Annotated in this window: 18 protein-coding genes; 10 read left to right on the top strand and 8 right to left on the bottom strand. The window is 71.3% G+C overall.

Features of this window, described 5'->3' with window-relative positions:
• Positions 1-20 precede the first annotated feature (20 nt).
• The 4 genes from BN1701_RS17640 (at position 21) to BN1701_RS17625 (ending at position 6,677) form a co-directional block, all read left to right on the top strand.
• Positions 21-2,273 carry a fibronectin type III domain-containing protein gene (locus BN1701_RS17640; RefSeq protein ID WP_157368453.1) on the top strand — a complete coding sequence of 751 codons (2,253 nt, stop codon included), beginning with the start codon at positions 21-23 and terminating at the stop codon, positions 2,271-2,273.
• Positions 2,270-3,223 carry a MoxR family ATPase gene (locus BN1701_RS17635; RefSeq protein ID WP_054050241.1) on the top strand — a complete coding sequence of 318 codons (954 nt, stop codon included), beginning with the start codon at positions 2,270-2,272 and terminating at the stop codon, positions 3,221-3,223. Before BN1701_RS17640 ends, BN1701_RS17635 begins: the two co-directional genes overlap by 4 nt.
• A gap of 2 nt (positions 3,224-3,225) precedes the next feature.
• Positions 3,226-4,344, top strand: a complete 1,119-nt coding sequence (locus BN1701_RS17630) for a DUF58 domain-containing protein (protein WP_054050239.1) — start codon at positions 3,226-3,228, stop codon at positions 4,342-4,344.
• A gap of 179 nt (positions 4,345-4,523) precedes the next feature.
• On the top strand, positions 4,524-6,677 hold the full coding sequence (locus BN1701_RS17625) for a transglutaminase domain-containing protein (RefSeq protein ID WP_231949631.1): 2,154 nt from the start codon (positions 4,524-4,526) through the stop codon (positions 6,675-6,677).
• 224 nt (positions 6,678-6,901) lie between these two features.
• On the opposite strand, the gene BN1701_RS34365 is transcribed toward BN1701_RS17625, so the two are convergent.
• From BN1701_RS34365 to BN1701_RS17610, 3 genes are read right to left on the bottom strand one after another with little or no spacing between them, the layout of a single operon-like run.
• Entirely contained in the window at positions 6,902-8,383 is a 1,482-nt protein-coding gene (locus tag BN1701_RS34365; protein ID WP_082859908.1) for a serine/threonine-protein kinase, read from the bottom strand.
• A 47-nt stretch (positions 8,384-8,430) separates the two neighbouring features.
• Complete coding sequence (locus BN1701_RS17615) at positions 8,431-8,970, bottom strand: hypothetical protein (protein ID WP_054050235.1); 540 nt, start codon at positions 8,968-8,970, stop codon at positions 8,431-8,433.
• Positions 8,967-9,545, bottom strand: coding sequence for a hypothetical protein (locus tag BN1701_RS17610; protein WP_054050232.1), 579 nt, complete (start codon positions 9,543-9,545; stop codon positions 8,967-8,969). Before BN1701_RS17610 ends, BN1701_RS17615 begins: the two co-directional genes overlap by 4 nt.
• A 96-nt stretch (positions 9,546-9,641) precedes the next feature.
• Here BN1701_RS17610 and eccD point away from each other — a divergent pair, with 96 nt between their 5' ends.
• Together eccD and eccB are read left to right on the top strand one after the other, a co-directional pair.
• Entirely contained in the window at positions 9,642-11,024 is a 1,383-nt protein-coding gene (eccD, locus tag BN1701_RS17605) for a type VII secretion integral membrane protein EccD (protein WP_054050230.1), read from the top strand.
• Between the two features lies 1 nt (position 11,025).
• Positions 11,026-12,426, top strand: coding sequence for a type VII secretion protein EccB (gene eccB / locus BN1701_RS17600; RefSeq protein WP_054050228.1), 1,401 nt, complete (start codon positions 11,026-11,028; stop codon positions 12,424-12,426).
• 1,326 nt (positions 12,427-13,752) lie between these two features.
• Here eccB and BN1701_RS17590 read toward each other — a convergent pair.
• The 4 genes from BN1701_RS17590 to eccCa all read right to left on the bottom strand — a co-directional run bounded on the left by BN1701_RS17590 (position 13,753) and on the right by eccCa (position 19,841).
• Positions 13,753-14,151, bottom strand: a complete 399-nt coding sequence (locus BN1701_RS17590) for a hypothetical protein (protein WP_054050224.1) — start codon at positions 14,149-14,151, stop codon at positions 13,753-13,755.
• Positions 14,148-15,455: a hypothetical protein gene (locus BN1701_RS17585; RefSeq protein ID WP_054050222.1), complete on the bottom strand. Its 1,308-nt coding sequence runs from the start codon at positions 15,453-15,455 to the stop codon at positions 14,148-14,150. Before BN1701_RS17585 ends, BN1701_RS17590 begins: the two co-directional genes overlap by 4 nt.
• Position 15,456: 1 nt before the next feature.
• Entirely contained in the window at positions 15,457-15,825 is a 369-nt protein-coding gene (locus BN1701_RS17580) for a hypothetical protein (protein ID WP_054050220.1), read from the bottom strand.
• Positions 15,826-15,911: 86 nt separating this feature from the next.
• The gene (gene eccCa / locus BN1701_RS17575; RefSeq protein ID WP_054055939.1) at positions 15,912-19,841 is read right to left on the bottom strand and encodes a type VII secretion protein EccCa; all 3,930 of its coding nucleotides are present in this window, start codon (positions 19,839-19,841) and stop codon (positions 15,912-15,914) included.
• A 145-nt stretch (positions 19,842-19,986) separates the two neighbouring features.
• Here eccCa and BN1701_RS17570 point away from each other — a divergent pair, with 145 nt between their 5' ends.
• The 3 genes from BN1701_RS17570 to BN1701_RS17560 all read left to right on the top strand — a co-directional run bounded on the left by BN1701_RS17570 (position 19,987) and on the right by BN1701_RS17560 (position 20,995).
• Complete coding sequence (locus tag BN1701_RS17570) at positions 19,987-20,316, top strand: WXG100 family type VII secretion target (protein ID WP_157368045.1); 330 nt, start codon at positions 19,987-19,989, stop codon at positions 20,314-20,316.
• Positions 20,317-20,334: 18 nt separating this feature from the next.
• Positions 20,335-20,634, top strand: a complete 300-nt coding sequence (locus BN1701_RS17565; RefSeq protein WP_054050216.1) for a hypothetical protein — start codon at positions 20,335-20,337, stop codon at positions 20,632-20,634.
• Positions 20,635-20,704: 70 nt separating this feature from the next.
• On the top strand, positions 20,705-20,995 hold the full coding sequence (locus BN1701_RS17560; protein WP_054050214.1) for a YrhB domain-containing protein: 291 nt from the start codon (positions 20,705-20,707) through the stop codon (positions 20,993-20,995).
• On the opposite strand, the gene mycP is transcribed toward BN1701_RS17560, so the two are convergent.
• Complete coding sequence (gene mycP, locus BN1701_RS17555; RefSeq protein ID WP_157368044.1) at positions 20,986-22,257, bottom strand: type VII secretion-associated serine protease mycosin; 1,272 nt, start codon at positions 22,255-22,257, stop codon at positions 20,986-20,988. The two genes, BN1701_RS17560 and mycP, sit on opposite strands and share 10 nt — an antisense overlap.
• Before the next feature lie 119 nt (positions 22,258-22,376).
• On the opposite strand from mycP, the gene BN1701_RS17550 reads away from it, so the two are divergent.
• The gene (locus BN1701_RS17550) at positions 22,377-22,751 is read left to right on the top strand and encodes a YbaB/EbfC family nucleoid-associated protein (RefSeq protein WP_231949630.1); all 375 of its coding nucleotides are present in this window, start codon (positions 22,377-22,379) and stop codon (positions 22,749-22,751) included.
• Position 22,752 lies beyond the last annotated feature (1 nt).

Raw genomic sequence — 22,752 nt, 5'->3', positions numbered from 1 at the left:
GACCAGGATCGCCGGTGACCATGCCTTCGTCCCGCCCCAACGCCGACTCACCGATGTGGCTCAGTGTCGTCTCGCGCGCGCGGATCACCGTGGCGCTGCTGGTCGCGGGGTGTCTGGGCCTGGTCGGCGTGGCGGTCGCCGGGCAGACTTCGCCGACGCCCGCGTTGCAGTTCATCCAGGTCGGCCACTGGGTCTACAACGGGGGACTCCAGTCGGTCTTCCACGTCGACGGCTCCACCAACCAGGTCGACGCGCAGGCGAGCGTGCCGGGAGCCGAGCGCGGCAGCCAGGTCGTGCAGGGCCCGAACTCCGGCTACGTCGTCGGCCGGACGCGGATCACCGTGTTCGGCAAGGCGACGCTGACCGTGGAGGACGCGATCACCCCGCCCGCCGACGAGCGGCCGGTGGCGGTCGAGGTCGTGGGCGGCCCGTACCTGGTCTACCGCGCGGCCGGGCGGATCGTGCGGCTCAGCACGCCGCCCGCGATCATCCCGGCGGGTGGGCCGCTCGGCACTCCGGTCGCGACCAGCGACGGAACCCTGTGGGTGCACCGGACCGACACCGGCGCGCTGTGCGAGCTCGCCGCCGACGTGCTGCGGCTGGCCTGCCCGGCGCAGATGGCCACCGACCATCGCGGGGCGCTGGCCATGGTCGGCGACAAGCCTGTGCTGATGGATACCACCTCCGACACGCTGCACGAGGTCGGGGCGGACGGATTCGGTGCGAACATGCCGGTCGGGGTCGACCTGCCCGCCTCGGCGCAGGTCGCCAACAGCGACGCGGGCGGTCGGCTGGCCGTGTTCGACCCGGACCGCAAGCGGATGCACCTGATCGACACCGCGGGTCTGGCCAAGGATCGCCCGGTGGCTCGTCCGGTGACGATCGACCTGCCGCCCGACGGCCGCTACGCGGGCCCGGTGGCCAGCGCGAAGACCATCGCGATCGTCGACGAGACCCGCAACGAGGTGATCACCTACGACGGCCATGGCAAGAAGAAGAGCAGCACCAAGGTTCCCGGGTCGGGTGGTTCGCCGCGGCTGGCGCACGGCGAGGACAAGCGGATCTACGTCGACGGCCCGGACGGATCGCACGTGCTCGTCGTCGACGTCGACAACGGCTCGGTCAGCACGGTCACGGTCGGCGGCGACAATGTGCCGAGCACCGGCTCCGAGCGCGACAAGCCCACGGGCACCTCGACCACGGCGCCGACGAGCACCCCGTCGACCCCGACCCAGACACCGTCGGACACCGGCACCCCGGCGCCGACCACGACGACGGCGAAGCCCACTACCAAGCCAAGTCCTAAGCAGGCGACCACGACGCCTGCGCCCCGGACCACCACGACCCGGCCTGCGCCGCCGCCGACAGTGCCCGCGACGCCGCCCGGCGCCCCTGGCGCGGTCAACGCCATGGCCGGGGCGGGATCGGCGGCGGTGACCTGGACCGCGGCGGCGGCGAACGGTGCCCCGGTGACCGGGTACGTGCTGTCCTGGCCGGGTGGTTCGACGACCGCGCCCGGCTCGGCGACCAGTGCCACCGTGAGCGGCCTGACCAACGGCACCTCCTACGTGATCACGGTCGCGGCCCGTAACTCGGCGGGCACCGGTCCCGGTGTCAGCGCGGGGGCGGTGACCCCGCGCGCCGCCGCCTCGGCTCCCACCGTGACCGCGAGCATCAGCCCAGGTGGGGTCGCGTCGGTGAACTGGACCCAGGCCGACCTCGCGGGCGGCACCCTGGTGCACTACCTGGTCACCGCGACCGGCCAGGCCGACCGGCAGATCCTGACCGGTGTCACCCAGTACACCGAGTTCACCAGCCCCATGACGGTCACGGTGCGCGCGATCACCCGCTTCGGTCCCGCGGGCTCCCCGACCGTCACCGGCGCGCCGGGCACCGCGACGCTCACCAGGCCGCCCGCGCCGCCGGTGGTGCTGATCGCAGGCGTGGCCACGACCGGACCGGACTCGATCGCCGTCACCGTCGACGTCACCACCGGCGATCCCGGCACGACCTGTCAGGTCGGCATCGGCGCGGGCGCGGAGCTCAAGGCCACCGCCAGGTGCGTCGGCAGGACGACCATCCCGGTTCGCGGGGTCGTCCCTGGGCCTGCCGGCTACCACCACGTCACAGTCGTCGCCATCAACTCGGCGGGCCAGAGCAACCCCGCCGTGTGGATCAATGTGCCGACCCCGCAGGGCACCGGCGGCGGGTTCCTCATCCTCGCTCCGCTCGCGCTCGCCATCACACGCCGAAAGAAGGGTGCAGACTCGTGACGCCCACCCCCGGGGTCGCCTACGACCTCATCGCCGACAACGTGCAGACGGTGATGCGCGGCAAGCCTGAGACCGTCCGGCTCGCGGTCGCGGCGTTCTTCGCCGAGGGGCACCTGCTGATCGAGGACGTGCCCGGCGTCGGCAAGACCACGCTGGCCCGGTGCATCGCGGCCAGCGTCGGCGGGCGGTGGAACCGGATCCAGTTCACCCCTGACCTGCTGCCGGGCGACATCACCGGCGTGATGGTCTACCACCAGAACGCCGAGCGCTTCCAGTTCCACCCCGGCGGGATCTTCGCCAACGTCGTGCTCGCCGACGAGATCAACCGCGGCACCCCGAAGACGCAGGCCGCGCTGCTGGAGGTGATGGCCGAGCGCAGGGTCACCGTCGACTCGGTCAGCCACGACGTGCCGCGGCCGTTCCTCGTGGTGGCCACCCAGAACCCGATCGAGATGGAAGGCACCTACCGGCTGCCCGAGGCGCAGCTGGACCGGTTCCTGATGCGGCTGTCGGTCGGCTATCCCGACCACGCCGCGGAGATGCGGGTCGTGCTCGCCGACTGCGCCGGGGTGAGCCCGGACGAACTGCGCCCGGTGGTGGACATCCAGACAGTGGAGCAGGTGATCGCGGAGGTGCGCCGGTCGCGCCTGGCGCCGGAGATCTGCTCGTACGCGGTCCGGCTCGCCGCGGCCAGCCGGACCCACCCGATGCTCCGCTACGGTGCCAGCCCCCGCGGCAGCATCGCGCTGATCCGCGCGGCCCAGGCGCTGGCCGCGACCTACGGGCGGGACTACGTGATCCCGGACGACATCAAGGATGTGGCCCATCCCGTGCTGTGCCACCGCCTCGTGCTCACCCCGGACGCCGAGTTGAATCAGGGCACCGCGGCCCAAGTGGTCGACGAACTGCTCGCCGACACGGCCGCGCCGATGGCCGCGACCAGGCGTTAGCGGTGCGATTGACCCGACGCGGCTGGGCCGTGGTCGTCTCCGCCGTCGTCGGCTATGTCGTCGGCGAAGCAGCGGGCTATGCCTGGTTCCGCTCACTGGCCGGGGTGGCGTTCGCCGTGGTGGTCGTCGCGATCGCCGCCACCATGCGGCTGCCCCGGGTGGAGGTCAGCCGGACGGTGCACCCGGACCGGATCGAGCGCGGCAGACCCGCGCTCGCCACGTTGGTGGTGCGCAACCCCACCGCAGGCGGCCAGCACGGCTGCGCGGCGGGCGACCGGGTGGGCGACACCGAACACCGGGTCCATGTCCGCCCGCTGGCTCCGGGCGCGGAAGCGGTCTACCACTACGAACTGCCGACCCACACGCGTGGCTTGCTCCAGGTGGGCCCGCTGGTGCTGAACCGGCTCGACCCGTTCGGGCTGGCCAGGAGCGGCGTGACCACGGGCGGTACGACGACGTTGTGGGTGTACCCGCGCAGGCACGCCGTGCGCGCCCCCGTCGCCGGACATCCGCGCCACCACCACGTCGGACCGATCACCGACCCGCCGCTGCGCGGGTCGGCGGATCTGCGGGCCGTGCGCGAGTACGTGGTCGGCGACGAAGTGCGTTACCTGCATTGGAAGGCGACCGCGCGGACCGGGCAGCTGATGATCCGGGAGTACGCCGACCCCGCGCAGCCCCGGTTCACCGTTGTCCTGGACAACCGCCCGACCGCGATGACACCGACGATGTTCGAGGAGGCGGTCGAGGTCGCGGCGTCTTTGCTGGTCGCGGCGGCGACCGCGGGTCAGCACTGCGGGCTCGTCACCCCGTCCGGCACCGACACCCCGGTCGGCGGCGGGATGCGGGCGGCCAAGCTGTTGCTGGACGAGCTGTGCCAGGTCGGCCAGGACGCCGCGGGCGATGTGGGTCTGGTCCCGCGTCCGCTCGCCGCCACCCGGCCTGGCGGAAGCCTGGTCGTGATCACCGGCACGGGCGTCGACCTCGGCCCGGCGCGCGCGTGGCAGCCGGACACCGTGATCAGACTGGGCGCCCCCGGCAACCACACCGGCGACTCGATCACCGCGGTGGACGCACTGGGCGCGTTGGCCCGCTGGAACGCGCTTCGGGCGGGTGGATGATGCGGGTCAACAGCGGTTCGACGGTCGCCGTGTCCGGGCGGCCTGTGCAGGGTCTTGCCGATGGTGCCAATCGGACTATGGTGCCTGGGGGTACCGCCAGGCAGATCGTGCGCGGGCCCGGTCCACATCGGACTGCTGCGTCCCGGCGGCCGACCGGCGGTGGTCTGAATCGGCTTGCTGTGGCTGGTCTCCTGGCCGCCACCGGTATCGCCGGACTGCTCTTCGCGCCGGTCTTCGGGCTGCCCGCGGTGCTGGTTCCGACGCTGGTCGTGGTCATCGTCTGCTATGCCGGGGTCGAGCTGTGCGAACGCTTCCCAGTCCTGACACCGTTGCGACCACTGGTCCTGCTGTTCGTCTCGGTTCTCGCGCTGATCGAGGCTGTGCTGTTCTCCACCACCGTCGCCGGGCTGCCGACCGGTGACTCGGTGCGCGGGATCGTCCGCGGACTCACCGACGGCTGGCAGCTCACCCTCCAGTCGACCTGGCCCGCGCGCCCGGACCCGGACCTGCTGCTCTTCGTTCCCCTCGCCGTGATGGTCGCCTGCCTGCTGGGCGTCGAGCTGTTGTTGCGGCTGCGCAAGCCATTGCTCTCGCTGCTGCCGAGTCTCGCCGTCGCAGGGTTGGCGCAGGCCTATCACGCGTTGCCCGGGTTCGGCGCGGCGGCGGCCGCGCTCGCGTTCGCCGTTCCCGCTGGGCTTGTGCTCTGGGCTCATGGCCCGGCCAGGTCGGGCACCGCGGCGACTGGGCCGGGCCCGCGGTCGGCGCGGGTGTCGGCGATGACCGCGTGGTTGGCGTTGCCGACGGTGGTCGCGGTCGGACTCGGCGCGGTGGCACTCGGCGCGTTCGATCCGGCCGGGCAGGAGCCGTTCCAACTCAAGGACGGCCACGTCGCGCCGCTCCAGCGCAATCGGATCAGCAACCCGCTGCACGAGATCGCCCAGCGGCTCGCCGACCCGGAGCCCGAGGTGTTCCGCTACCGCAGCGACGCGCCGGTCGACCGATGGACCTTGATCGTGCTGGACAAGTTCGACGGCGCGAACTGGTCCAGCGACGCCGCGCCGCGCAGGCTGGGTGTGCGGCTTGACGGTGCACCTGGTGGTGCGGTCCGGTCGGCCGAGGTGTCGGTGGGCGGGCTGCCCGCGCCGTGGCTGCCGAGCCAGCCGATCCCGACCGACGTTGAGGGCCTCGCGCCGCTGGTGGACCAGGGCACCGGGACCCTGCTGCTTGACCAGTCCGCCGACACCCAGCGGCGCTACCGACTGAGCTGGTCGGTCCCCCGCCCGGACGCGGAGACACTCAGCGGCGCGGCGGTCGACACCTCGGCGCGTGGCGGGCTCGGTGAGCTGGGGCAGGTGCCACCGGACATCGCTGAACTGGCGGGCAAGTCTGTGCTCGGCCTACGCCCCAGCTTCCAGTCGGCATTGGTCCTGGAGCGGTACTTGAGCACCAACTACCGGGTCGAAACCGGCGCGGCGTTGCCGACCGGGCACGGCTGGCCCCAACTGCGGCACTTCCTGACCAAGACCCGACGCGGCACCAGCGAACAATTCGCCGCCGCGTACGTGGTTTTGGCCCGCCTCAACGGAATCCCGGCCCGGCTCGCGGTCGGATATCGCGGCCCCGCACGACCGACCGGCGCAGATTACGTGGTGCACAACCGCGATGTCCTGGCCTGGCCAGAGGTCGCGGTAGCAGGCGTCGGCTGGGTGCCCCTGGACCCGACCGGCTCGGCGACCGAGGCCGGACCCGCCCAACCGGACCTGGCAGGCGTCGCCGCCCAGGCGAGGGAACAACTGCCCCAGGAAGACGAACTCCGCCCACCCCAACTACCCCCGCCACCGCAACCGGACAATGGGGCCGACGGCCAAGGGCTCACCTGGGCTCAGGCCGGTCTGATCGGCGCGATAGCGATCGGGACGGTACTGATCTCCTGGCTACTCGGCGTCCCACTGGCAAAAGCCGCACGCGCCCGCCACCGCAGACGCCTCGGCGGCGCGGACGGAGTAATCGGCGCTTGGGCGGAAGCCCGCGACCGGCTGAGGGCCCACGGCGTCCCATACCGGGTGGGGATGACGACCCGCGATCTTGCCGAATCCGCAGGAGCCGTCACCGGCGAGCGAACCCGACTCCCAGTGGTACGCCTGGCACAGGTACTGGACATGGCCCTGTGGTCAGGAATGCCAACAGCCGACAGCGCCGCCCGCAGGGCATGGGACGAGGTGACTTTGGTTCGGGGAGCACTCAAGGCCCGACCTTGGCAGGCACGAATCCGAGCGGCCGTGGAGATCCGATCACTACTAGCACCACCAGGCAGGGGCAGAGGCCAGGCTTAGTTGGTTAATTGGGTGGTAGAGCAAGCTGCACCCCGAGCCTGAGCAGCATCGGGTGAAAGTGGGCGATCACGCTGTGTCTGGGGGGACGGCGGCCCCTAAGCTGCTTGGCGTGTGGGGTGCCTTATCCGCCACCGCTTTTTCCCCACAGGGGCCGTCGTAGGGGCCCCAGGCACAGCGTGATCGCCCACTTTCACCCGATGGTGCGGACCCTGCGGCCCCAGACACTAAGGCTTACAACGAGCACCCCGAATAGCCTGAGGATCACTCGTATAGATGTGCTTCCCATCAGTAGCACGAACCTGGAAACAATACTTACGCCCAGGATCAACAGGAATCCGCAAAGCCAGCCGTCGATCAGCAACGACCACACTCGTCTCCAATTGCTCGCCAGCGACCACGACAGCGAAGTCGAGGTCACCTTCAGCACTCCAACTCAGCTGAACGTGAGTGCCCTCATCAGCCGGCTTAGCCAATTCCAGCCGCACCTCAGGAGCGGCCTCGACAGACTTCGTCTCCTGACGCGGCTGCTCAGTCATAGGCGACGGCGGCGTGCTGGCTTGTTGCGCAGGTCGCATCAGCGCGAACACAAGAGCACCGGCAAGCACCACGATAACGCCACCGAGCGCTATCAAAACGCCGGCCCGAGGCCCACGGGCCGGCTTCCCAGGACCGTCCATTCTGACCAGAGTGCGCCCAGGCGAACGAGATCCCGCCCCCGGAACCCCCTGCGCCCCAGCGACGGGAGATGACTGCGTACCTGCGACAGGCCACGCGGGACGTGCAGGTGCGGCGGGCAGTGCGGGCGGCAGGGGAAGAGGTGCACCGGCTGATGGGGGTGCGGGGGAGAACCCTGACGTCGGCGGGAAGTCCGCGAAGTCGTCAAAGTCGTAGTCGCCGTCCGCTTCAACCTCGACAGGAGGGGCTGGGACGCCCCCAGACAAGGCCTTGAAAGCGGCCAGAACGTCCTCCGCCGCCCGAGGCCGAGCATCAGGATCCTTAGCCAGCAGCAGACCGATCACATCCCCAAGCGGCGAAGAGATCGGAGGAACAGGCTCACGCAGAACCCGGAGAATGCGGTCCCCGTGAGCCTCAGCGGACCGGCGAGGGAACGGAGTGGACCCGGTCAGCGCCGTATAGAGCACAGCACCCAGCCCATACAGATCTGATGCGGCCGACACAGTGCCGTCGCGAAGCGTCTCCGGGGCCATGTATTCCACGGCGTGCATCGGGTCGCGCGGAAAGCGTTCGCGCAGGGCCAGGCCGAAGTCGGAGACCGCGACTTCACCGGTGCGCCGAAACAGCACGTTGTGCGGGGTGACACCACCATGGACCACGCCAACGCTGTGAGCGGCGGTCAGTGCCTCGGCGATGGCGGTGCCGACCAGGAGTGCGTCCGGCGGCGTCAGCACGGTGTTGCCGGTGAGGAGCGAGGCCAAGGATCCCTGGCACAGCTCCATCCAGACCCCGGTCCGGCCGTCGGTGTGGTCGACCAGGCCTTCGACCGGCAGGATCGAGCGCACCTGCCGGACCTGGTGCAGCGCCTTGCGTTCGCGGCCCAGCCAGGCGGCGGTGTCGCGGTCCACGGTGTCGGTGAACACCTTGACCGCGACCTCGGCGCCGGAGCTGCCCAGCCTGCCGACGTACACGGTGGCCACCGGGCCGTCGGCGAGTGGGCGCAGGTCGTGGACGCCGCCTGTGGTCTGCACCAGCCCATTGTCTCCGGCAGGCCCGTTCGTCGGGGGGTTGACCCCGGTCACGGCGACACCGCGTCGAGGTAGGCGCAGCCGCCCGCCAGCAGGTGCCGGATCTGGCCGAGCATCCCGACGAGCGCCGTCGCGGCCGGTTCACCGTCGACCTGGGCGATGGCCGCGCAGGCCTGGTGGAGGCTGGGCGCCAGGTGGCCCCAGTGCCACAGCTCGTAGGTCCGCGGGTCGAGGTGGGCCACTGGAGGCAGGCCGGGCACCCCGATCGCGTGCCGGTCCGGCGATTCCACACTGTTGCCCAACCCGACCAGCAGCGGCCGCAGCCGATACAGGGCCGCGAACTCGTCCGCCGCGGTCACCTCGACAAGCAGGCCGCGGGGGAGCAGCGCGTCGATCCGATCCGGCAGGCCCGCCTTGGCGATCTCCGTTCGACCCCAGGGGCCGCCCGCCGCTGACGCGAGCCCGTGGGCGAGGATCCAGGTGCCGAACTCGTCCTCGGTGAGTTCGTGGCGGCCCCAGCCGACCCTGACCTCGTGGACGGAACCCACCGCGCCCGCGTAGTGGCCGATGGGGAAGATCACCGCGGTCACGGGGTGCCGACCCGGACGTCGAGGCAGGCCGCGTTCATCGACAGCAGCGAGTGCAGCGCGCCGATCACCGCGGTCAGCACCTCGTCGGGTGCGGTGTCGGTGAGGGCCGCGCTCTCGTGGCAGGCCTGCCAGAGGTCGGCCGACAGCGGGGACCACTCCCACAGGTCGGCCAGTTCGGCGGTCATGGTCAGCAGCGGCGTGCCGAGCAGGCCGACCTGGTGCAGCCCGGGTTCGTCGGCGGTGCCCAGTCCGAGCAGCAGCGGGACCAGCCGGTGCCGCTCGGCGAAGCCGACCGCGTCCTGGGGGTCGACCTCGGCCAGCAGGCCGGTGTCCAGGAAGCCGTCGATCACCGGGTCGACGCCGGTAAGTCCCAGCTCGGCGGCGACGGCGGTGACCGCGCGGCGGTCCCATGCCCCGGTGTCCGCGCCGGTCGGGCTGCCGTGCGCCAGCGCCCACACCGCGAAGTCCACATCGGACAGCTCGACGATGTCGGCGCCCCGGCGCACCTGCTGGACGTGGGCACCGTCGCCGAGGTGAAAGGCGCCAAGGTTGTGGCCGATCGGAACGAGTAACACGGGTCCAGGCTAAGAACACCTGGCCCAACCCGGCGCCACGCGGCAGGTTCCTGCCTCCGCCGACCGCCGGTGGTCCCCGCGCGTGAGGCTGTCGCCATGCAGACGACCGGACTGGTCCGGGTCACCGTGGCCACCCCCCAGCGGCGTATCGACATGGCGCTGCCCGAGCACGCCGCCGTCGCCGAGATCCTGCCGGGGCTGCTCGCCCACGCGGGCGACCACCTGGCCGACGACCCGGCCACCGCGGGCGGCTGGCTGCTGCGCCGGACCGACGGGTCCGTGTTCGACCTCGACCGGACCCTTGGCGCGCACCGGGTGCGCGACGGGGAGATCCTGCACCTGGTCCCGCGCGGCACCGACTGGCCGGAACTCGAATACGACGACCTGGTCGACGCCATCGCCACCGGCTCCAGCCGCCGCGGCCGGGTCTGGGGACCCCGCCACACCAGGGTGGCAGGCCTCGCGACCGGCGCCACCGCGGCCATGCTCGGCCTCGTCGCGGTCCTGCGCGCTGGTCCGCCGTGGTTCGGCCCGGCGGGTTGGGCACTCGGTGCCGCCGCGCTGCTGCTGTGCGCGGGGGTCGTCCTGGCCCGCGCCGTCGGCGACGCGGGCGCGGGCGCGGTGAGCGCGTCGGCCGCGCTGCCCTTCGCCTTCGCGGGCGGCGGACTGCTACTGGCCGACGACGCCCCGATGACCGCCCTCAGCGCGGGCCACCTGGTGCTGGCCGGGGCGGCGCTGACCCTGGCCGCACTGGTCGGCTACCTCGGCGTCACCGCGTGGCCCGAGCTGTTCGCGGGCGGCGTCACAGCGGGCCTGCTGGCCGTCATCGGCGGCTGGCTGACCACTTTGGACTCCCTGGAGGGCCACGAGACCGCCGCCGTCCTGGCCAGTGCGGTGCTCGCGCTGTCCACCGCGTTCGCCCCTCTTGCCCTACGCCTGAGCCGAGTCCCGATGCCGGTCCTGCCCCGCTCCACCGCCGACCTGGTCCGCGACGACCCGCAGCCGCCCCCCACCGTGGTGCACGCCGCCGTCGCCCGAGCGGACAGCCTGCTCACCGGCATGCTCACGGGCGCGTCGGTGACGGTGTTGGTGTGCCTGGTGTTCCTGGCCCGCAGCGACAGCGAGGCGGCGGTGGTCCTGATGATCGTGCTCGCCGCCGGGTTCCTGCTGCGCGCAAGGCTCTATCCGATCCTCCGCCAGCGCGTGCCCGTGCTGGCCACCGGCGTGGCTGGACTCGCGTGCGTCGCCGTGGGTCCCCTGATGGCCGACCGAGCCGCGCTGCTCGTGTCGGTCGGCCCCCTCTTGCTGGCGGTCGGCGCCGCCACGACCGCCGCCGGGATCGTCTACAGCGTCCGCAAACCCAATCCCTACCTCGGCCGGTTCGCCGAGTACTTCGAGATCCTGGTGCTGATCACGGTGGTCCCGGTGGCGTGCTCGGTGCTCGGCCTCTACGGCTACGTGCGCGGACTGGGAGGCTGACATGGCGTCCAAAAGGGACCAGCTCCAGGCCTACCAGTTCCTCATCCAACGCGCGATCTCAGCGCTGGTAACTCGGGAGACCGACCCGGAACAGCCACCGTTCCGCAGGCCTGCGGGCGCGTCGTTCGCGGGCATCGCACTCGCCGTGATCGCTCTGGCCTGCGTTGGGGTCTACGGCCTGATCGTCCCCGGCGGCAACAGCGCCTGGCGCTCCGGCGACGCGGTGATCGTCGAGAAGGAAACCGGAACCAGATACGTCTACCTGGACGGCCAACTGCACCCGGTCACGAACTACGCCTCCGCGCTGCTGCTGGTCGGCGACCACGCCAAGACCCAACTCGTCTCCCGGGACTCCCTGGTCGACGTCCCCCGAGGCCCCCGAATCGGTATCCCCGACGCACCAGACGCACTACCCGCCGCCGACCGCCTCCTCACCGGCTCGTGGTCGTTGTGCTCGACCCCGGCAGCGGACGCGGCAGGCGCCCGCGTCGAGGAATCGGTCCTCCTGGTAGGCGCCTCACCAACCGGCGGGGCACCCTTGGGCGACGCGGCCCTGCTGGTAGAGCTGGCCGGAACCAGCGACAGATTCCTCGTCTGGCGCGGCTACCGACACAAGATCACCGACTACGCCACCGTCGGCACCGGACTCGCCCTCACCTCCGAACCCTGGGCCAAGGCAAGCCAGGAATGGCTGGACATGCTCCCGGTAGGGACACCGATCGGCCCGATCACGCCTGCGGAACCAGGAGCACCGTCATCGGCGATACCTGCGCGACCGGACCTCAAGGTGGGCGCGCTACTGGTGGTCGAAACCTCGGGCGGCGGGTTGCAGTACTTCCTGGCGGAACAGGCCATCCTCCGGCCGATCACAGCACTGCAGTACGACGTTCAGCGAGCACACACAGGTGCTGCGATGCCACTCACCCCATCCCTGGCGGCCAGCGCGAAGCGCCTGGACCCACCTGGCGCCAACGCGAGCGACGCACCTGCACACCGACCCAAGATCGCCAGCCCACGGGACCGGGCCACAGTGTGCGCGACGTTTGATCCCGGTGCGACAACCGCTCGGATCACACTTAACCCCGGCCTCCCTCCAGGTGACACGATGACCACGACGGCACGCAACACCGAGCGGGGCATTCCCCTGGCTGACCACATTCATGTGCCGCCCGGCTGGGCTGCGGTAGTGGAGGCAATGCCATCGGCAGAAGCGCCCACCGGAACGCTGACGGTCGTGACCGACATGGGCAGGCGTTACTCAGTGGGCGAGCCGGATGTGTTGAAGATGCTGGGTTACGGCGGTGCCAACCCGGTTCGGATGCCCGCAGGCTTGGTCGCCAGGCTCCCGGAGGGACCCGGACTCGATCCGCAGGCGGCGTTTCGGCAATCGCTGGTCGGCTAATCCACACCAGACCGCCTGAGCAGCATCGGGTGAAAAACTGGGCGCCCACCAAAGCTGCACGGACCCACAAAGCAGCATCGGGTGAAACTGGGCGATCACGCTTTGTCTGGGGGGACGACGGCCCTAAGCTGCCTGGCGTGTGGGGTGGCACTATCCCCCACCGCTTTTTCCCCACAGGGCCGTCGTAGGGGCCCCAGACAAAGCGTGATCGCCCAGTTTCACCCGATGGTGCGGGACTGGCGCGGACTTAAGGGCTACGAGTCTTCCTGACCAGGACGACGCTTCAACGTGGGATCGACCTTCCCAGACCGCCCCCGCAAAGTAGCCGGAACCCCATGAGCCCCCACAGCCTTCGCCCCACGAGCCCGCTGCTGCCGCGAACGCTCCTCCGACTTCGGCTGAGACCGAGCGCCCCCACCCGCACCCCCACCCATCGGCGGCATCATCGGCGACCCGACACCCCGCCCGGCCGCAGCCCCTGAGGACCGAGCCAGCGAAGTGCCGCCAGGCCGAGGTCCGGCGCCAAGACCGGCAGGTCGGCCCAGGCCGGTCGGACTAGGCCAGGCCGCACGCCCCCCAACAGCCCCGATCCCGGACACCCCACCACCAGCACCAACACCGCCGCCCCCGAGCCCACCGAGGCCACTGAGTTCGGGACCACCGACGGGCGTGGGCATAGGAACAGGGGCCAGACCGGCCAGCGATGGTCCACCGCCAAGCATCCCCGCCAAATCGGAACCCGCGCCAAGAGCGGAGTTGAGGCTCTGGAGGCTGGACAGCGCGTCAGTCACGTCCTCAGCATCAACACCACCATCAGGAAGAACGTCCGAAGGCGACTCGATCCCCGCCGCCGCACACACCTTCAACATCGCCCCGTCGAACTGCGCTCCCAACACCGTCATAGCCGCCCCCGCGGCCTGCTGAAAAGCAGGCGCCGCCGCCGCCGTGAACGGATTGGACAGAGCAGCGAGATACCCCTGATAGAACCCAGTAACCGCCTGGAATACCTGAGGAATCGCCGAAGCCATCGTCGTCAACGTCGCCACAACCTGCGCCGAGTCGATCCGCTGCCCCCAAAACTGCAGCTCAGCCAGCGTCCGCTCGACCTTCTGCTCAAACTCCCGCCCAGCCTCATCAGGCCACTGCGGCAACAACTCGTGCGCGCGCGTGTGCAACTCCAGCCGAGCCTGTTCGATCCAGGCGCGCACCTCGGTCCACATCCGCGCAGCGTCGGCCAGGACGGGAACGTTGGCCTGTTCGGCCGAGATCATCGCCATGTGCGCTTCAATGGGGATGACCCCATACGGGATTGCCACAGCTGACTCCTCAGACGGCGCGGTCCGCCGCGGCGGACTCTTCGGTCGGGTTTTCGGTGGCCAGCAGCCCCTGTGCCTGCTGGGCGAGACTCACCGCCTGCTGCGCGAAGCCGAGCGTGGCCGAGACCAGTTCGGCCGCGCTCGCCACGTCGGCGGCGGTGTAGGCGGCGGCGGTGGTGGTGACTTTCGTCGAGTAGGTCACCATCTCCTCGGTGACCTTGGTCAGGTATGCGGCGACCTCCGCGGTGGCCGCTTTGTCCACTATGGACATCGCGATTCCCTCGAACAGGCCTGCCAGGTTGGGCGGCATGCCGAGCCGGGCCAGGGACGGCGGGATGGTCGGTGCGGTCAGGTGGGCACCGAACGCGGCCATCGCGGCGGTCTTGCCGTTGATCTCGGTTCCGGTCATGGGCGACTCCTAACGTGCGGGGCGCGGTCGGGGTTCTCGTCGGTGACCCACAACTCGTCGTCGAGCAGCGGGTTGGTGGGTTCTTGGTGCGGCCGGGCCGCTGGTCGAGCGCCTGCCTTGGGCGTGCCGGAGCGGCCGCGCAGGGCGGCCGGGATCCCTGGGGTTGTTGTGGACCGGCGGTCGCGCGGGCGTCCGGCGTTCTCGGCGGCGCCCGGCTTGATCCCGCCGCCCGTGGCGCCGTTGTTCGCGGCGTGCGGCGGCATCATCGGCGGCATCCCGCCCGAACTCGCCGACGCCAGACCCGCCGCACCTGTGGCTAGCGGCATGCCTACCGCGGTCAGTCCGGCGGCGCCCATCGCGGACGGCATCGCGCTCCCGGGCGGGCCACCGAATCCGCTCACCGGTCCGATCGCACCGCCCAGGCCGGAGGCACCGGAGAGACCAGCCAGCTCAGGCATTCCGCTGCCGGTTCCGTGGTCCGTGATCGCGTACTCCGCGCTGTCGATCGGGTCCATGAATTTAGGGTCGAGTCCGGTCATCGGGTCCGGCACGCTTCCCGCGTCCAGCCCGCTGAGCAACTGCTGGCCCGACTGAGCCAGCTGACTGAGCTGGCTCAAGATCTCGGGCACCTTCTCCAACGCGGTGGACAGCGGGTCGGTCTCGTCGGACTCGGTCGGCTGCGGGGTCGTCGGCTGGGGCGTCGTGGTCGCGGGGTCGGGTGTCGACGCCGGATCGGGCGTCGCGGCGGGGCTCGGCGTCGAAGGCGAAGTGGGCTGGGGGCCGCCGTCGTCTCCGCTCAGCCCCGCGCGCGGTCCGGCCCACTCGGGACCGGCGACACCGCTCATCCTGCCTGCGATCTGGGCGTAGGCGGCGTCGAGCGCGACCATGGTCGGCGCCGCTTGCCGGGAGAACGACACCAGGGCCGCGTTGTCCAGCGTTCCAGCCCTGGCCGCGGCGAGATAGCGGTTGTAGATGGCCTGTACGGTGCCGTACATCAGGTCGATCGAGATCGAGAGGCCGTTGATGTGGGGTGCGGGCGAACTCTTCGCGATGCTGTCCATCCACGCCTTCAGCGACGCGAGGCTGCGATCGATCTCGGTGCCCAGCGCGCGTCCCGCGTCATCGCGCCATGTCTCCATCAGCAGGGTCTTGCGCGTGCTGAGTTCCTGGTGGGTCCGCGTGATCAGGGCGTTGGCGGCACCCCACATCGCCGCGGCCTTCGACAGGTCGCCGAAGTGCTTGCGCTCGGCGATCATCTTGGCGTAGAGGCGCTCGATGTGCTCGCACTCGTATTGGGAGGTCATGTCACTTCCCGCCCGGTGCGGGCGGCCTGAGTTCGGGCGCCACGTCGGGCAGCCCCTCGGCGCGCGGCCTGCGGATCGACTCGATCGCCTTGGTGCTGTTGTCGTTGCCCGCGGTGTAGATGTCCGCGCACTCCAGCGCGATGGTCGCGTAGGCGGCCAGCCCCTGCGTCATGTGCGTGAGGAACCGCTGCAGCCGCTCGGTGCTCGCGAGGTCGGCCTGGATCACCGACGGGCAGTTGGCGATGCTCACCCCGTACGGACTCGGGCACGCGCCGGGTGCGGCCCGCACCAGATCCCCTTTGAGCAGGGGAATTCCCAGCTGCGCGAAATCCCGCATAGCGCCGGTCTCGCCCTTGATGTCGCCGCCCATGTCCCCCACCCGTCGATTCCGCACAGTTCATTTGCAAGCCAAGCACCCCGCCGCCGCGGCGAGCGGCTCGCGACAGGTTCCGGCCATCACTCGCGCGGCGGGAGCCAGGCCAGCTGCACCAGACCCTTGTGGCCGCGCCGGTCGACCAGCCAGCCGCGTCCCGGTGGCAGCACCTGGGCGCGCATGCCGCCCAGCAGCGGGCCTTCGTCCCGGTCGCCGGACATCATCAGTCCCGGCGTGCCGACTTCGCGTAGCCGCGCCAGGACCGGCTCGAACAGGCCGCGGCCCGCGCCGCCGGAGCGCCGGGCCAGCACCACGTGCAGGCCGATGTCCTGGCCCTGCGCGATCAGCGGCAGCAGCGGCATCAGCGGGTGGGTGGTGTGGGTGGCGACCATGTCGTAGTCGTCGACCAGCACGAAGATCTCCGGCCCCCGCCACCAGCTCCGGCCGCGCAGCTGCTCGGCGGTGACGTCGGGGCCGGGCAGCCGGTTGGTCATCGCCTCGGCGACCTCGGCGAGCAGGCCCGCGCTGTGCGAGTCGTTGGTGCCGTAGCCGAGCAGGTAGTCATCGCCGATCTCGCCGAGCAGGCCGCGGCGGTGGTCGACCAGCATGATCCGCGCCTCGCTGGGCTGGTAGGCGCCCATGATCCGGTGGGCGAGGGTGCGCAGGAACGCCGTCTTGCCGGACTGGGTGTCGGCCAGCAGGAAGAAGTGCGGGTCGGCGGCGAAGTCCAGCCGCATCGCAGACAGGTCCCGTTCGTGGATGCCGACGGCGAACCCGGCGTCGGGCCCGGTCAGCTCGTCGGTGGCGGGCAGGTCGGCGTACGGCAGCATCCCGGGCAGCAGCCGGACCGACGGCGCGGGCGGACCCTGCCAGCCCGTCCCCACCGCGGCGACAAGCTCGGCGGTGCCCGCCGCGAGGTCGGCCGCGGTGGCCTTGCCGTCGACCCGGGGCAGCGCGATCAGCATCTGGTGCCCGCTCATCGCGATGCCCCGACCGGGGGCGTCGGCGGGCACGCTGATCGCGGCCCGCCGGTCGATGATCGAGTCGATCGGGTCGCCGATCTTGAGTTCGAGCTTGCTGGCGAACAGGTCGCGGACGTTCATCCGCAGGTCGAACGAGCGGGCGCAGGTGGCGATCACGTGCACGCCGTAGGACAGCCCGCGCGCGGCGATGTCGCCGACCATCTCCTCCAGGTCCTCGAAGTCGCCGCGCAGCGTCTGCCAGCCGTCGATCACCAGGAACACGTCGCCGAACGGGGTGTCGGTGAAGTGGCCATCGGCGCGCAGCTTGCGGTAGGTGACGATCCCGTCGATCTGGTGCTCGGCGAACAGCCGCTCCCGCTGGGCAAGCAGCGTGCTCACCTCGGCCACGGTCCGGCGGACCGCGCCGGTGTCGAGCCTGCTGGACACGCCGCCGACGTGCGGCAGGCCCGCGATCGAGGCCAGGGTGCCGCCGCCGAAGTCGAGGCAGTAGAACTGCACTTCGCGCGGGGTGTGGGTGAGCGCGAGGCTGGTGATCAGGGTCCGGACCGCGGTGCTCTTGCCCGACTGCGGTGACCCGAGGATCAGCACGTGTCCGGCCGCGCCCGCCAGGTCGAGCACCAGCGGGTCGCGCCGCTGTTCGAACGGCCGGTCCACGATGCCGATCACCGGCCGCAGCGCCCCGGGGCGCTGCTCGGGCCGCAGGCCGTCGAGGGTCGGCGAGCCGTCCAGCGGCGGCAGCCAGACCTGGTGGGCTGGTGCGCCGTGGTTCTGCAGCCGGTCGACGAGGATGTCCAGCAGCGTGTCGCCGACGGCGGTGTCGGACTCCTCCGGCGGGGCGACCGGATCGTCGTCGGGGCCGATCTCCGCGGCGACGTAGGCCGTGGAGTACTCGTGCAGCGTGAGCTGGTCGCCCGGCTGCGCGGTCGGGTCCACGCCCGCCGCGCGCTGGTGGACACCGGAGACGTAGGCAGAGCGGAAGCGGTTGAGCGGGTCGGTGCCCACCTTGAGGAACCCGTGGCCGGGCGCGCGGGGCAGCTTGAACGCGTCGGTCACGCCGAGGACCGCCCGGCTCTCCATGTCGGAGAAGGTCCGCAGGCCGATCCGGTAGGACAGGTGGGTCTCCAGCCCGCGCAGCCTGCCCTCTTCGAGCCGCTGGCTGGCCAGCAGCAGGTGCACGCCGAGCGACCGGCCGACGCGTCCTATTTGGACGAACATGTCGATGAAGTCGGGTTTGGCGGTCAGCAGCTCGCTGAACTCGTCGCAGATCACCAGCAGGGTGGGCACCTCGGGCAGCGGCGCGCCCGCCGCGCGGGCCTTCTCGTAGTCGCGCAGCGACGAGAAGTTGCCCGCCGCGCGGAGCAGCTCCTGCCTGCGGATCAGCTCGCCGTTGATCGCGTCGGTCATCCGGTCGACCAGGTGCAGCTCGTCGGCCAGGTTGGTGATCACGGCGCTGGTGTGCGGCAGCGCGTCGAGCCGACTGAACGTCGCGCCGCCCTTGAAGTCGACCAAGGCGAAGTTGAGCGAGTTCGGCGGGTGGGTGATGGCGAGGGCGAGAACCAGGGTGCGCAACAGCTCGGACTTGCCGGAGCCGGTCGCGCCGATCAGCAGGCCGTGCGGGCCCATGCCGTCCTGGGCCGACTCCTTCAGGTCCAGTTCGATCGGCACCCCGTCGGCCTCGACGCCGAACTTGACCCGCAGCCGGTCGCGGTTGGGCCGGGGCACCCAGGTCTCCTGCGGGTCGAACTCGTATGGATCGCCCAGGTCGAGCAGGTCGGCGAGGCCGAGTTCGGCGCTGAGCGGGGCGTCGCCGCGGATCCCGGCGGTCAGCCGCAGCGGCGCCAACTGGCGGGCCAGACCCTCGGCGGCGGTCGCGCCCAGCGCGTCGGCCTGGCCGAGCGGGGTGTCGCCGTCCATCGTCTCGACGCCCAGCTCACCGTCCGCGTCGACGTCGAGCACGACCGCGGTCCGGTCCAGCGCGCGCGGCGGGGCCGTGGTCAGGTCGATGATGGTCACGCCTTCGACCCCGCCGCCGGTCATCAGGTGGTCGGACCCGGCCACCGAGCCGCCGTCGAGCACGACCACCACCTGCGGGCCTGAGCCACGGGTGTCCACATCGGGGTCGAACCTTGGCCGCTTGGTCAGTTCCTCGTCGAGCATGGCCTCCAGCGCCGGAATGGTCGGCGCGACCAGGCGCAGCGGGCCCAGCGCGTCGGCGCGGTCCTGGTGCAGCGCGTGCGGCAACCACTTCACCCATTCCCAGTCGGCCCGCGCGTTCGGACCCGCGCACACCGCCACGCGCAGGTCGTCCGGCGAATGCAGGGTGACCAGCTGGCACAGCATCGCCCGCAGCATCGCGGTGGTCGCGTCCCGGTCGCCACGCAGGTAGATCCGGCTGAACCCGGTGACCGGGATCGCCAGCGGCAGCCGGTCGACGGTGCTGTGGGCGGTGAGGAACCGGCGCAGCGCGAGGGCCGACAGCGGCTCGAGTTCCTCCAGCGGCAACGTGTCCGGCGCTACCAGGGTCACCGCCGGGCTTTGCCTGCCGCGGCCGATCCGGGCCACTCCGAAGTCCTGGTCGTCCCGGCGCCGCTCCCACAGTCGCGGGCCCGCCGCCAGCGACCACAGCATCGCCGGGTCCGGGTGCAGGTACTCCATCGCGGTGCGCTGCTTGCCGACCGAGCGGCGCAGCCGCAGCCGGTGCTGGGCCAGGTGCCGCAGGTACTTGCGCCGGGCGTGGCCCATCTCGCGCTTGCTCGGGCCGCCGCCCTGGACGAAGCCCATCGCGATCATGCCGAGCATGCCCACGCCGAACAGGGCGTAGACGACGAAGCGCAGGCTCCCCGACTGCGACCCGGAGAACATCAGCATCATCGCCGCCATCATCGCCACCATGGGCAGCGCCATCAGCGCCTGCGTCCACTGGCGCGCGGGCGGCGGCGGGATCTGCGGCGGTGGCTGCAGCAGCAGCTCCCCGGACGGCATCTCCGGCTCGGGCCTGCGGGTCGGCCTCTTCACTACGACAGTCGCCACGGCCACGATCGTTCGCCACCCCGCCACCGGGACGCCGTCGATGGCAGGAACGTGCCGCGGGCGCCTGAGGCGGCGGGCGCGAACCTAGCGTGGCCGTCGGAGCCCGTGCGCGTGGAGCACGGGCACGAGCGAAGGGGAGTGCTCAGTGGACGGAGCTTTTCTCCACGGCAGTACCGAGGACATGCACCTGCTGGCCAACGGCACGCGGGCCAGGGCAGACGACTTCAACAACAACAACGTCGCGCTGTCCAACCACAACTCCGGACTCGCGGGCAGCTGGAAGGGCGGAGCCTACACCGCCTTCAGCGCCGTCGAGTCGGACCGGATGGACCGTGCGCAGTACCTGCACAACATGCGTACCGCCGCGGGCGACAACCTGACCACGGCGGCCAACTCCTACGAGACCGCCGACGCCGACGGCCAGAACGTGGTCAGCGGGACCAGCTACGGCCTCGGTTCCGTCATCAACACCTGACATTAGAGAGGGAATCGAATGCCGGAAGTCAGCGCGAACTTCGGGGCACTGGACGCCTCGGCGGCCAAGGCCGGTTCGACCGCCGGGCAGAACGCCGACGTCGCCCAGACCCAGTTCACCTTCGCCCAGGACGCGGCGACGTCGTTCTTCACCGACAGCGCGGGTGGGATCATGGAGGCGACCGAGTCGGCCGCCAAGAAGTTCTTCGACGAGTTCGACCAGACGGTCGCCGCGCAGGGCAAGGCGGTCACCAACGCGCGCGAGATCTACGAGACCACGCTCGCACAGGCCAAGTCTCGGATCGGATCGCTGCTGTAGATGCTTCGCTCAGATGCCCCGGTGCTCAGCGCCGGGGCATCTGCTGTGCTTATGGGGAAAGGAGAGTCCCGTGGAACTCGCTGACGCGCGAACGATCGCCCAAGGGATGCTGGCCGAGATCGACTCGCCGGACGAGCCGTTGACGCTGGTGCCCGCCGAGCAGGTGGTCGACATCGGCTGGGCGTGGGTGTTCGCCTACACCACGGTCCGCTGGTCGACCGGCGCGGCTGACGCGGCGCCGCCGCCGGGCGGCGGACCGATCGTGGTGGTCAAGGACCTCGGCCGGGCCTGGATGATGCTCGGGTCGCGGGACTACGACGAACAGCTCGCCGAGTTCGCCGCGCGGTACGGCTACTCCTGAGACTTGATCAGGAAGATCTCTTCCGGGGGTTCGACCACGGCGGGTTCGACCGGCACCGCCGCGGCCCAGCCCGCCCGCCAGCGGCGCCGCTTCCCGCGCGGCCGGACCGCGGCGACCAGTACCGCCAAGACGATCCCGCCCGCGACGACCGCCGTCATCGTCTTCGCGGTCGCCCCGATCCGCTCGCGCCCGGCGACAGCGTCCAGCTGGGCTTGGTCCTCGGGCACGTCGACCGCCGGGGCCAGTTTCGCCGGTGCCGTCGGGGTAAGGCCGTCGACCACCGCGCGATACGGATTGACCAGGCCCGCGCCGTAGGCCGGGCTGCCCAGGCCGCCGCGCGCGGGGCTCGCGGTGGCCATCAGGCGCTGGGCGACCTCGCGGGCGGTGAGCCGCGGCCACACCGACCGGACCAGCGCGGCGGTCGCGGCGACGAACGGGGTGGCGAAGCTGGTGCCGTCGCGGACGGTGTGGCCGTCGATCCTGGTCGTGGCCAGCACCGACTCCCCGGGGGCGGTGATGTCGACGTACCGGCCGATCTGTGAGCGCGACAGCCGGGCACCGTCCACGCCAACCGCGCCGACGCCCAGTACACCGTCGTAAGCCGCGGGGAACGACGGCAGTTCCGTCGAGTCGTCGGGCTGGCCGTTGCCCGCCGCGGCCACCACCAGCGCGTCCTTGGCGACCGCGTGGGCGACCGCGTCCCGCAACTCGGGGAAGTCCTCGTACCCGGCGATCGACAGGTTGATCACCTTCGCGCCCTGGTCGGCGGCGTATCGGATGCCTTCGGCCAGCACCCGCGGGTCGACCCTGGTGGACACGCCGTTGTCGCCGACCTCGCGGTCGCTGACCCGCACCGGCAGAATCCGCGCCGCCGGGGCGATGCCGTGGAAGCCGACGCCGGGCAGCGGCTCGGCGGCGATCACGCCCGCGACGCCCGTGCCGTGGGACACGCAGTCGAACGTCGCGGGACCGCCGCCGGGCCGGAAGAAGTCCCGACCGGGCAGCACTTTCCCGCCGCGCAGCTGAGGGTGGTCGGCGTCGACACCGGAGTCGACCACGGCGACCGTCACGCCCGCGCCCGTGCTGTGCGGCCAGACCGACTCGGGGGCGAGCACCTGCTGCGCCCACGGTCGCTCCCGGACCTGCGGCCGTGCGGGGTCCGGGTTGTGGCACGCCTCCGGGGGTGGCGCGGCGGCGGCCGGGGCGGCGCCGAGCAGCGGCAGGACCGCGGCCACGACCGCGGGTACGAGGTGTCGTCTCATCGCCGCCATCGTCGGGCCGTCCCAGGCGCGCTCCGGCGGTATGGCCGCAAGCGGCCACGGCGGGTCCGGGCGTCGCGGGGCGGCCGACACTCGGGTGACGGGGAAGATCGGGAGGCACGGTGGAGGAGACGACGCTGCACCTCGGCATGTACGCCGAGTACGAGCGGCTGGCCGACGACGTCAGGTCGATCCAGCGACGGATGGTGGACATCCGCGCGACCGCGGATTCCGCGGACGGCCTGATCAGCGCCACCGTCGGCGCGAACGGAGAACTGGTCGAACTGTGGCTCGATCCACGGATCTACCGGCACACCGACTCCGAGGCGCTCGCCGAGTCCATCACCGACACCGTCCGGCAGGCCGCCCTGCAGGCGCGTGCGCAGACTTTCGCCCTGGTCGAGGAGTTCCTGCCGCCGAACACGTCAGCCGAGAGCGCGGAGCTGACCTTCGACCCGTTCCTGCACGCGCTGGACCGCCAGTCGGGACGGGTCTGAC

The sequence above is a fragment of the Alloactinosynnema sp. L-07 genome (assembly GCF_900070365.1).
Taxonomy (GTDB): Bacteria; Actinomycetota; Actinomycetes; order Mycobacteriales; family Pseudonocardiaceae; genus Actinokineospora.
This window is presented reverse-complemented; position numbering and strand designations above follow the sequence as displayed.